General features: G+C 69.0%; 5 protein-coding genes. 1 reads left to right on the forward strand and 4 read right to left on the reverse strand.

What is annotated here, in order from left to right; all coding sequences use genetic code 11:
- Positions 1-75: 75 nt before the first annotated feature.
- Positions 76-5,037 (reverse strand): AAA family ATPase, encoded by a 4,962-nt coding sequence (locus WMF14_RS46115; RefSeq protein WP_437804417.1) that lies wholly within the window; start codon positions 5,035-5,037, stop codon positions 76-78.
- A gap of 843 nt (positions 5,038-5,880) precedes the next feature.
- A complete protein-coding gene (gene ggt / locus WMF14_RS46120) occupies positions 5,881-7,710 on the reverse strand; it encodes a gamma-glutamyltransferase (protein ID WP_437797021.1) in 1,830 nt (609 codons plus the stop codon).
- Between the two features lie 280 nt (positions 7,711-7,990).
- Here ggt and WMF14_RS46125 point away from each other — a divergent pair, with 280 nt between their 5' ends.
- Positions 7,991-10,534, forward strand: coding sequence for a protein kinase domain-containing protein (locus tag WMF14_RS46125; protein WP_437797023.1), 2,544 nt, complete (start codon positions 7,991-7,993; stop codon positions 10,532-10,534).
- A gap of 77 nt (positions 10,535-10,611) precedes the next feature.
- Here the strand turns inward: WMF14_RS46125 and WMF14_RS46130 are convergent, their stop codons facing one another.
- Both WMF14_RS46130 and WMF14_RS46135 read right to left on the reverse strand, forming a co-directional pair.
- Positions 10,612-10,974, reverse strand: a complete 363-nt coding sequence (locus WMF14_RS46130; RefSeq protein WP_272096251.1) for a VOC family protein — start codon at positions 10,972-10,974, stop codon at positions 10,612-10,614.
- A 207-nt stretch (positions 10,975-11,181) separates the two neighbouring features.
- Positions 11,182-11,535 (reverse strand): response regulator, encoded by a 354-nt coding sequence (locus WMF14_RS46135; protein WP_272096252.1) that lies wholly within the window; start codon positions 11,533-11,535, stop codon positions 11,182-11,184.
- Positions 11,536-11,675: the final 140 nt, after the last annotated feature.

Consider the following 11,675-nt stretch of genomic DNA (forward strand, 5'->3'; position numbering starts at 1 on the left):
AAGGGGGGGCTACCGGCGCGTGCGCTTGCGGGGATCGGCCGGCGTCACGGGGCGCGCTGTGAGAAAGGGGGCGCCCTACGCGTGCAATCTCGTCGCCGTCCGCCGCATCGCGTAGGCGATACCTGCCTTGAGATTGGAGCGGGTCTCTATCGAGCCGAGGTCCACGCCGAGCGCGACCAAGCTCTGCGCCACCGCAGGGCGGAGCCCCGTCAAAATAGCCTTGCTTCCGAGCAGTCCCACCGCCTGGGCCAAGCTCATCAGCCTGCTCGCGACGCTTGTGTCCACGCTCTTGACCCCCGTGACGTCGACGATCACGACCTTGGCAGAGCTGGACGCGACCCCTTGCATCGCGGTTTCAATCATCTGTGCAGCCCGTTTTTCATCGATGGTTCCGATGATCGGCATCACCATGACCTGATCGGTGATCGGTATGCAGGGCGTTGATAGCTCGAAGAGCCGATCCCGCTGCGTCTGAATGATGGCTTCCTGCATCTGGACGCGCTCTTCCTGCAGCCGGACCCGCTCGCCCAGCTCCACCTGCAGCTGGCCGTTGACGTCGCGGAGCTGCTCGTTGGACAGCCGGAGCTCCTCCGTGCGCGCAGCGACCGCCTGCTCGAGCCTCTCGTAGAGCTTTGCATTCTCGATGGAGATCGCGATCTGCGTCGAGAGGAGCTTCAGGAGATCGAGGCGACTCTGCGTGAACACGCCGGTGGACAGGTTGTTCTCGAGATAGAGCACGCCGACGAGCCGATTCTGACGTATGATCGGGGCGCAGATGACCGACTTCGGACGCATCTCTCGGATGTAAGGGTCGGCAGAGAACCTGGCCTCCTCCGCCGCGTTGTCCAGCAGGATGGCCTTCTGGGTACGCTGCACGTAGCTGATGATCGACAGCGGTGCTCTGCTGAACGAGACGACGGGCGCGGACCTGAGCACGTGAACTTGCTTTGGCTGAAAGGTCCCTTCCACCTCGACGAGGAGGGCATCGCCATGCGCCAGAGCCAGGATGCCGGACTGCGCGCCGACGTTCTCCAGCACGATCGTCATGAGGTTCTCCAGGAGCCTCTCCAGGACGATCTCGCTCGCCACGGCCTGCGACGCCTTGACCACGCTGAGCAGATCCAGGACCGCGTCATCGTGGGTGGAGGTCACCGTCACCGACGTCGATGGATCTGGCCCCCCCTCGAGCCTCAGATGAGGGAACGCAGCGACGAGGCTCTGGCACTTCGCATCAGCGCCCCACAGAGCATAGCCCCGGTAGGCCATCGTCATGTAGTGCTGAGCGATCTCGCTCCGACCCATCCCCCGGTAGAACGACGACGCAAGTTCACACCCTAGCGCCTCTTCCTGGATGTATCCGTGCTGTCGAGCTCCCTCGATCGCGCGATCATAGAGGGCCATCGCCTCGATCATCGAGCGCCCCACGCGGGCCAGCTCCGCGCTCACCAGGTCGTGCTTGTGCTGGCTGTTCTCCGGAGCGTGGTGTGCCCACATCCCTAGCTTCTGCTGGTTCGCGTCGACCTTGGCGAGCGCCGCGTCTTGCTCCTCCTTCGAGAGTCGATCGAACGCGGCGAGGACCGAGAGCGAGCTGTAGAGGTTCTGTTCCACGACGGTGGCAAACCCCACCGCATCCTGGTACTCCTCTCCGGCGCGAAGGCACTCGTAGGCGAGCTTTGGCTCGCCGAAATAGTAGAGCATCATGCCCTTCGCGAGGTGCAGGCAAAACAGCGATGTCCTGTTGTGCTCGAGACAAGGGATCATCGACGTTTCGTCGAAGCTCTCGCCGACCAGCCGCAGCTTCTCCGCAGATGGATCTCGGAGGCTGCGCACGAGCTGCTTCCAGATTTTTACATAATACAGCGGATACTGCTGCTTGAGCTTCAGCGCGAGCTCGATAGCATGTGTCATTCGCTGCTCGGTCGTTCCCAGGTCCTCCCCAGTAAATAAGGAGTATGTGGGGTGCTGGCAGGAGCTGTATCCGGCATATTCGATGTCTCCTGTCTCTAGCCCTACCTGGACCGCGTGGCGCGCCGGTTCGATGGTCTCCTTCAGGTGCCGCTTCCAGTGATGAATCGCGATGTAATGGAGGGTGTAGATCTTGGGTTCGAGCTCGATCGCCCCGAAGCGATGAGTGAGATCGATCGCGAGCTGGCCGAGCGCGAACCCATGATCTATATTGTTCATCACGCTACACTGAATATGGCCGTAGATCGCGAAGGCGTATGCCGCGGAGGGTGAGATCCCGTGCTGTACGCATATTCCCATCATGGTGAATGCGATCAATGGGACGACGTGGGGCTTTGTCAGGACGGCCGCTGGAAAGGCAGAGACGAGGATCCGGTTCGCGGCGAGCATCCTCCGATCGGCGAGCACCGGCAGCTCCGCCAGGCGAGGTATGTCGATGTCGACGGGCGGCGCCTCGCAGAGCGGCACCTCAAGCATGGCGAGCACAGCCAGGGCGATATCGAGAGCATCCGCCAGTCGATGCTGCGACACGTGGAATTGAATACGGGTCTCGTAGACCCGGATCTTTTCCAGTACGTCCCTTGCATGGTCCACGACGATCTTCGCGCACGCCTCCGCGCGGTCGAAGTTGATCGTCAGGTATTCCAGCTCGACGAGATCCGTGTAGATCGTGAGCGACAGCTCGTGGTTCGTCTCCCACGAGTCCTCAGGCAGGAACGCCGCGGCGGCGCGGAGGCACTGCACCCCGGGGCCGTAGGCCGTGGAGCGCCTCGCCTTCTGCCCGGCCCTCAGGTTGAGCGTCGCGGCCTCCTCGCGCTCGCGCCTGTCCACGATCATCTCTGCCCCCATGTTGAGGTGCATCACGATGTCGTAGATCCGCTCCTCGACGGACGCGGGAGGGCTCTCTCCGAGCATGAGCCGCCCCAGCTCCAGGTGGATCCGCTTCTGCTCGCCCTCCGGGAGCAGCTTGTAAGCCGCCTGCTGCACGCGGTCGTGGAGGAACTTGAACGTGACAGCGTCCTCGTCCGCGTCGTCGAGGAAGCGCGCGATCCCGTACTCGCCGTCGACGGGCACGACGAGCCCTGCGTCCAGCGCGCCCCACAGGTCCTCGTCGGTGGCGCGCCGGTTCTTCTGGTGGATGAGGGCGAGCATCCTCAGATCGAATTGATTGCCGATGCACGCGGCGAGCTTCAAGACCCGTTGCGTCGCCTCACCCAGGCCCTGTATCCGGCGGACCATCAGGTCGACGACGTTGTCCGCGACCTCCATCCGCTGGATGTCGGCGATGTTCCATCGCCAGGCGCCCGTCTCGGAGCTGAAGCGCAGGTGGCCTTCGCGGCAGACGCTCTCGAGGTACTGGATGGTGAAGAACGGGTTCCCGTGCGCCTTGGCGAAGATGGCACCCGAGAGCTCGCGACACTCCTCCCGAGGCGCGTCGAGCGTGTCCGACACGAGCTGGTTGACGTGATCGGGCCCGAGCGGCGTGAGCGTGATCGTGCGCACGCGCGCCTCGCTCTTCCGGAGCGCGCTCAGCATCATCGTCAGCGGGTGCGCGTCGTCGACCTCGTTGTCCCGGTACGACCCGATCAGCAAGAGATGACGGATGTCCGGGTCCTCCAGGAGCACGCTGATCAGGTTCAGGGACCCCGTGTCGGCCCACTGGAGATCGTCGAGGAACAAGACGAGCGCCCGCGTCTTCAGCGCGATCGCGCCGATGAAGTTCCGGAACGTCAGGTTGAAGCGGTTCCGCGTCTCCATCGAGCCCAGCGCCGGGACGGGCGGCTGCTCGCCGATGATGAGCTCGATCTCCGGGATCACCTCGGCGATGACCCGCCCGTTCGGAGAGACCGCCGCGAGGATCCGGGCCCTCCAGTCGGCAAGCTCATTCCTGGTCTCGGTCAGGATCTGCCGGACGATCTCCCGCAGCGCCGCGAGCACGGCCGCATACGGGACGTTGCGCGTGAACTGGTCGAACTTGCCGGCGGCGAAGTAACCCGCCTCCTTCGCGATCGGCTTGTGGATCTCGTTGACGACCGCTGACTTGCCCACGCCGGAGTAGCCGGCCACGAGGACGAGCTCCGACCGGCCACCCTCCGCGGCCTCCGGCCCAGACCCGCTGATGTCCCTGAAGGCCGCCATCAACACGCCGACCTCGCTCTGCCGGCCGTACAGCTTCTGCGAGATCTGGAGCCGCGTGGGCTTGTCCCTCCTCCCAGGGACGAAGTCCGCCGCCGGCGCGCCGTGCTCCAGCATGTCGAGGCAGGCCTTCAGATCGGCCTTCAGGCCGAAGGTGCTCTGATACCGCTCCTCCGCCGTCTTCGAGAGCAGCTTCATGATCACCCGGGAGAGCGCCTCCGGGATCGCCGGCCGGATCAGGTGCGGCGCGATAGGCGTCTTCGCGATGTGATGGTGCACGAGCTCCAGCGGATCCGTCGTCTCGAAGGGGAGGCGCCTCGTCGTGAGCTCGTAGAGCGTGACCCCGAGGGAGTAATAGTCCGAGCGGAAGTCGATCGACCGGTTCATCCGGCCCGTCTGCTCGGGCGAGATGTACTGCAGCGTGCCCTCGCCGACCGACCAGGGGTCGACCACCGCCGCGCGCTCCCCGGGCAGGAGCGAGGCGATCGAGAAGTCCGTGAGCTTCGACGTGCGCACGTCGCTGTCGACGATGATGTTGCTCGGCTTGATGTCCTTGTGGACGATGTTCCGCTCATGGATCGCCCCGAGCGTGTCCGCGAGCTGGAGCGCTATCCTCACCGCCTGCGCGAGGCCGACGCCCTGCCCATTGCCGTCGATGATCGCCCGCAGCGAACGACCGGCGAAGTACTCCATGACGAGCGCGGCGTAATCGAGCCGGACCTCGAGCTCGTGGACCCGGACGACCCCGTCGAGGTCGAGGTGCTTCGTGATCTCGTACTGGCGCTTCAGGATCGCCACGTTGCGGGTGCCATTGACGCCCTTGCGCGCGACCTTGATGACGCACATCTTGCCGGTGCTCTTCTTCCGGCCGAGGTAGACGCTGCTGCGAGCACCGTCGTGCAACGTCTCGAGCAACTCGTGATTCAACAGCTCCACCATGACGGCGACCCCCCCCTGCGTGACAGGGCTATCTACCCACAGCGCGGCGTTCAGCCGGTATCTCGGTCCGTGTCAAGCTGCAGTCCCCCGTTTCACGGCAGCTCCTCGGGGCGCTAGATTCAAGGATGGCGACAGGCGGGCGCGCGATCCGCCGAGGGAGCGAACGTGCTCGGCGAAGCGCATCGCCATAAGCAATCGAAACGGGCGGGTTGTGTCAAGGTCGAACCGCCGCGGCTCCGCGCGCGGATCGAGCGCTCCTGCGTGGATCCGCCGCCGCGCCGAGACGCCGCGCGTCAGGCCAGCGACGCACGACTCGGTTCGAGGGCCCGGAGCGAATGCGACACAGCGTCGCCTCGCCGCCCGGACTCACGGCGCTCCGTGGCGCAGAGGGCCGTCGGATGTGCATCACGCGATGACGCCTTCACGAGGAGGGGCGCCACAGTCCATTGGGCACACGCGCGTGCCGGGAACGGCCAACGTGCGCCAGACAGAGAGGGGCTTCCTTAGGGGAGTGCCTGATGCGCGCGGCGCGTCTCGGGGCGGTAAGCCGTTGAAATGAGCGGCGATTGGGCCCTGAGAGAGGTAAGGAGACGCCTGACCGATTGATCGTCGCAATGTCGTCCCGACAACATGCGTCGCCCGGCGGGCGACAACGTGGGTCGGGTGGGTCCGCCGACGGGCGTGGCTCGTTGTTGAGGCTCCCGCCCGGCGGCGCCCCCCGGCACGCGGCGGCGCCGGCCTGCCGGTCCGCAGCAGACCATGGATCCCGCCCGTTGTGGGATACGCGGGCGTCGCGTGGGCCGATGTGGGGAGCGGCGCCCGCTGTCGACGCTGTCGACGCTACTTTCCGGCAGCCGCTTCGGAGCCGGGCCGCCGCGGTTCCCGCGCGCCGGCGAACGCGGCGCCCTCGCGGCCGATCGACGGCGCGTCGGCGATGTGCTCGCGGTCGTCGAGGGTATGGCCCATTGCGCCGAGCGCGCTCCTCAGCTCGTCGGGGAAGCCGCCCTGCTCGACCATCAGCTTGTCGGGGTAATCCTGCTGGTGGAAGCGCGGCGCGTTGACCCCCGTGGTCACGTCGAAGCCGAAGTCGACCACGTTGGAGAGGATCTGGAACACCGCAGTGAGGATGGTCGGGCCGCCCGCGGCGCCGAGCACGAGCTCCACGCGCCCGTCCTTGCCCGTCACGATCGTCGGGGACATCGAGGAGAGCATGCGCTTGCCGGGCGCGATGGAGTTGGCCTCCCCCTGCACCAGACCGAACTGGTTCGGCGTGCCGGGCACGGCGGCGAAGTCGTCCATCTCGTTGTTCAGCACGAAGCCGGCGCCCGACACCGTCACCCCCGAGCCGTACCAGCCGTTCAGCGTCGTGGTCAGCGCGACGGCGTTGCCCTGCGCGTCGACCACCGAGAAATGCGTCGTGTGCGGGCCGCGCCCGCCCGAGTCCTTGACCGCCGCGCCGCGGGCGAGCTCGTCGGTCGGCGTCGCGCGGTCCGCCGCAATCGTGGCGCGCTGCTTCTCGGCCCACGCGACCGAGAGCAGGTCGTCCACCGGGTTCTTCACGAAATCGGGATCCCCGAGGACCTCGTTGCGCGCGAGGAACACCCGCCGCATCGCCTCGGCGACCACGTGCACGTGCGACGGCGAGTGCCAGCCGAGCTTGGCGACGTCGAGCCCCTCCAGCTGATGCGCGATCATCGCGAGGGCGAGGCCGCCCGACGACGGGAGCGGCATGGAGGCGACGCGGCGCCCGCGGTACTCGAACACGACGGGCTCGCGCCACTTCGCCTTGTAGCCCTTGAGGTCCGCGGCCGTGATGATGCCCTTGCCCCGCCGCATCTCCGCCACGAAGAGCTCGGCGGTCTTGCCCTCGTAAAAGCCCGCGGGCCCCTTCTCGGCGATGCGCTCGAGCGTCGCCGCGAGCTCGGGCGATCTCCACGTGGCGCCGATCTCGATGGGCGCGCCGCCCGGCAGGAACAGCGCGACCGACGCCGGGAAGCGCTTGAGCTTGGCCGACGCGGCCTTGACGGTCGTCGCGAAGTTCTCGTCGACCGGGAAGCCCTCCTTCGCGAGCCGGATCGCGGGCGCGACGAGCTCGGCCCAGGTCTTCTTCTTGGAGCCTAGCTTGTCGTACGCTTCCCAGAGCCCCGCCACGCTGCCGGGCACGCCGACCGCGAGGTGGCCGACGCGCGCGCTCTCCGTGGCCTTGCCGTCCTTGCCCCGGTACATGTCGTGGGTCGCCTTGCCCGGCGCGGTCTCGCGGAAATCGAGCGCGTGCTCCTTGTCGCCGACGCGCGCGACCATGAACCCGCCGCCGCCGAGGTTGCCGGCCGTCGGGTGCACCACCGCCAGCGCGAACGCCGTCGCGACCGCCGCGTCGACGGCGTTGCCGCCCGAGGCGAGGACCTCCGCGCCCACCTTCGTGGCCAGGGCGGCGTCGCTCGTGACCATCGAGGGGCCCCGCACCGGCGGCGCGCCCTCGGGGAAAGGCCAGCCGGCGGGGAACCGCGACGCCGGCGCGGGCGGCGCGGCCGGCGCGGGCACGGGTGCCGAGGCGGAGGCGGCGTTCGGCGACGGGGGCGGGGGCGGCGCGGGCGGAGGAGGCGGGACGGCGGCCTCGCAGCCCGCGAGGACGACGACGGCGAGCAATCGATGCCAGGCACGGAGCTTCATCGCGGCGGCTTATAGCCCAGGCCCCGCGCCGCTCGAAAGCCGGAGGCGCGGCCGCGCGAGCGCGGCCGGAGGTTTCTCCACGGTGATCCGTCACAGCTGTTCGGGCTTCTGCTGATCAGCCGTACCGCTCTCTGGCGAACGGGAGAGCGACGCGCCGTACAGGGCGCGTGGAGCATGGGCTCGTACCGAGGCGCCCGGGGACGCCTCCTGGCGCCGCGAAGTGATCGGTCTTGGTCGTTGGCTTGGGGGCTTCGCCCCGCTTGGGTATGATCGGCCCCGGATGTTTCCGACGGAGCCCGCTCCCGAGACGATTGGGGCCTACAAGATTCTCCGGCACCTGTCCGGTTCTGGGCCCACCAGCGTCTATCTCGGGCGACTGGATGGCCCGCTCGGGTTTCGCCGCGTCTGCGTGCTGAAGCTCGTCCCGAATACCGCCGAGGGCGATCCGCGCTTCGCCGACGAGCTCGCCCGCGAGGCGTCGATCTGCGCGACGATGAACCACCCGGCGATCGTGCGGATGTTCGACTTCTTCGAGCATGCCGGCCGGCTCGTGCTCGTGCTCGAGCACGTCGAGGGCGTGAACCTCAATCGGCTGCACCAGCACCTCGCGGCGCGGCAGCAGAAGCTCGCCGACGCGGCGGTCTACTACCTGGTCCACTGCATCGCCGGGGCGCTCGCGCACGCGCACGGGTCCGTCGATGAGCACGGCAGCCCCACGCCGATCATCCATCGCAACCTGCACCCGGAGAACATCGTGATCGGGTGGGACGGGCAGGTGCGCCTGACGGGGTTCGGCATCGGCAAGATCCTCGGGCGCACGCCGGATACGATCGCGGGCGTTGTGAAGGGCGCGCCGGGCTACATGGCGCCCGAGCAGGCGCGCGCCGAGCGCGTCACGGTGAAGGCCGATATCTATGGCGTGGGGCTGCTGCTCTGGTCGTTGCTCACGGGGCGGCGGCCGCCCGCGGACGGCACGCGCCCGCAGGCGATCGCCACGATCCGGCCGGAGATCCCGCGCCCGATCGTGGCGCTGCTCGACACGGCCCTCGCGCCCGCGCCGGACGATCGGAAGATCACCGTTCACGAGATCGAGCAGGCGCTCGCGAAGGTCGCTCGCCCGGAGAAGGGGAAGGCCGAGCTCGTGACGCGCGTGCAATCCGCGCACGCGACGATCGAGATCGAGGACGCGGATCGCGAGGAGGACAGGCGGCCGACGATCCCGGTCAAGGGCAAGGGAGGCCAGACCGCGCGGCCCGCGGCGGACGCGGCGAAGCGGCTCGCGAAGGATCTCTTTGCCAGGGATCAGGCGGCCAGGGACGGCGGCGCCGCGAGGCTGCGGTCCCCCGGCGCGCAGGCGAAGACCGCGCCTCCCTCGGCGGCGGCGTCCGAGGCGCTCAGCGGGTCGGCTCGGCAGGAAGGCAAGCCGACGCTCGGGGCGCCGGCGCCCGAGCCGATCACGATCCCGGTGCCGGCGGGCCATGCGTCGTCGGTGCTCGAGGTGCGGGGCGAGGGCGCGAAGGGCGTCGAGGGACGAAGGCCCGCGCTGCCGGATCGCGAGACGTTCGGCCGCCTGTTCGAGGCGTCGAAGCGCGCGGCGGAGCGCGACGCGGCGGCGGCCGACGAGGGGCCGCCGGGGGGCGGGCCGCCGACGTTGACCGAGGTCGATCCGGTGTTCTTCGAGGAGGACGGCACGACGATGCCCGGCACGGGCGCGGAGGCAGCCCGCTTCGTGCCGACCACCTCGGTGATCCCGGAGGCGATTCGCTTCGGTCCGCCGCCGGCCCTCCCGGCGGATCTCGCGCCCGCGTTCCTGGGTGCGCCGCCGAAGCCGCCTTCCGGCTCGCCGGTGACCCCCTCCGGCGTGACCGTGCCGATGGGCGTGTCGGGCCTGACGCCGCCCGGGGTGACGGTGCCAGTGGACGGCTCGTCGGGGCTGACGCCGCCCGGGGGCGTGCCGTACCCGAGGCCGAGCGCGGGGGGCCGCAGCGGCTCTCCGGTGGAGTCGTCGCCCCCGGCGGGCGCGTCGTCGCGGCGCCCGCGGCTGCCTGCGCTGGCGTGGCAAGCGCCGCGTTCGCTGTCGCCTGCGGGGACGATCGCGGTGTCGGCGATCACGGCGACGGTGGTGGCGGGGCTCTGGATCTACGTGGCGCGACGGGATCGCCCCGAGCCGGATGCCGCTGCCGCGGTGGAGCTGGCGCCCGCGCTCGTCGAGCCCACAGCCGCGGCGGCGTCCGCTGCGAGCGAGTCGCCCCCCGCGAAGAAGGCTCCGGCAGGGAAGGCGCAGGCGGCGAAGACGCTTTCAGCAAAGGAGGCCGCCGCGGCGAAGGAGGCTGCGGCGAAGGAGGCCGCCGCTGCGAAGGAGGCCGCTGCGAAGGAAGCCGCCGCTGCGAAGGAGGCCGCGGCGAAGGAAGCCGCCGCGGTGAAGGAGGCCGCGGCGAAGGAAGCCGCCGCGGCGAAGGAGGCCGCGGCGAAGGAGGTTGCCGCGGCGAAGGAAGCCGCTGCGGCGAAGGAGGCGGCGGCCAAGGAGGCTGCGAGCCAGGCGAAGCAGGGGGGCAATCCCGCGTCGCTGCCCAAGGATCAGGGCCTGCTCACGGTGGGGTTTCCGCAGCCGGGGGGCGTCTACATGACGGGCAAGTACGCGGGGGATGTGAACCAGGCGCTGGCCGTGCGCTGCGGCCGCTTCTTCGTGCGCGTCGGCCGGCCCGGGAAGACGAAGTTCCCCGAGTGGCTCAGCGCGGGTGTGACGGCGCAGGTGCCCTGCCAGGGGGCCACGAGCATCGATATCAAGCCGAGCGCACCGCCGAAGGCGAAGAAGAAGCGCTAGCCCGGCGCCCGGCGCCCAGGCCGCCTCGGTGCGGCGGCCGGAGCCCTCTGCGGCAATGGCGCAATGGCCGCGCGCCCCTATTTCATACAGACCGCCTCCAGGTTGTTGCCGTCGGGGTCGTGCAGGAAAGCCGCATAATACGTCGGGGCGTAATCCGCGCGCACGCCGGGCTTGCCGTTGTCGCGGCCGCCGGCCGCCAGCCCCTCCCGGTAGAACCGATCGACCGCGGCATGATCCGCGGCGCGCAGGGCGATGTGCGCGCCGGGGCCCCGGGGGCCGTGGTCCACCTGCAGATAAAGGGCCGGGGCCCCCTCGGGACCGAAGCTCGCATAAGCCTCGTCGCGGGCGCACAGCACGTGACCGAGCGGCGCCAGCGCAGCGGCGTAGAAGCGAACGCTCGCCTCGATGTCCTTCACCTTCAGTCCGATGTGATCGTACATGTTGCCTCCTCATGAGGAGGACCCACGAGAGGGCGCCTCCACGCCGGAGACGCTAGCGAGGGGTGCCCCCGGCGCTCTTGGAGAATCTTGCGGTCGACGCGCGGCGCGCCTCCACGCGCGCGCTCGCTCCTTCACCGCGGCATCGCGCCGTCGCGGAGCCCAGGGGCGGCCGTCGCTCTCGACCGTCCGGCCGTCATCGAGCGCCGCTCAGGCGGTGTCGATCGTCCTGAGCAGGGCCTCGAGCTCGAACGGCTTGCTGAGCACCTTGCGCGCGTGCGTCGGCATCGGCTGCTTGATGTTCGACGCCGCGGTCATGATGACGACGGGGATCTCCTCCAGCGCGGGGACCGCGCAGAGCTCGTCGCACACCTTCCAGCCGTTCATCTTCGGCATCATCAGGTCGAGCAGGATCACTCCGGGCCTTTCGCCGTCGAGGAGCCGCTCGAGCGCTTCCCGCCCGCTGAAGAAGGGCGTCGCTTCATAACCGAGGTCGCGCAGCGTCTCGGCCAGGGTCGTCGCCAGATCCACGTCGTCATCGATGATCAGAACAGACTTGGTCATGTAGTGAAGAGGGCGTTCGCTGGTGAATGTGAGGCCGGCGTCGAGTCCGCCCGGCGCAAAGGGGCGGCCTCGCAGCCCCGAAATTGCATGGGCTCCCATTCCATTTGCTAGTAGGACGCCGCGCGGCCGCAAGGAGAAAC

Origin of the sequence: Sorangium sp. So ce693 (genome assembly GCF_051521375.1) — a bacterium.
In the GTDB taxonomy this organism is placed as follows: domain Bacteria; phylum Myxococcota_A; class Polyangia; order Polyangiales; family Polyangiaceae; genus Sorangium; species Sorangium atrum.

Bases quoted from the DNA above. Each gene is read 5' to 3' on its own strand.
- ggt (WP_437797021.1), bottom strand. From the start codon at position 7,710: ATGAAGCTCCGTGCCTGGCATCGATTGCTCGCCGTCGTCGTCCTCGCG.
- WMF14_RS46125 (WP_437797023.1), top strand. From the start codon at position 7,991: ATGTTTCCGACGGAGCCCGCTCCCGAGACGATTGGGGCCTACAAGATT.
- WMF14_RS46130 (WP_272096251.1), bottom strand. From the start codon at position 10,974: ATGTACGATCACATCGGACTGAAGGTGAAGGACATCGAGGCGAGCGTT.
- WMF14_RS46135 (WP_272096252.1), bottom strand. From the start codon at position 11,535: ATGACCAAGTCTGTTCTGATCATCGATGACGACGTGGATCTGGCGACG.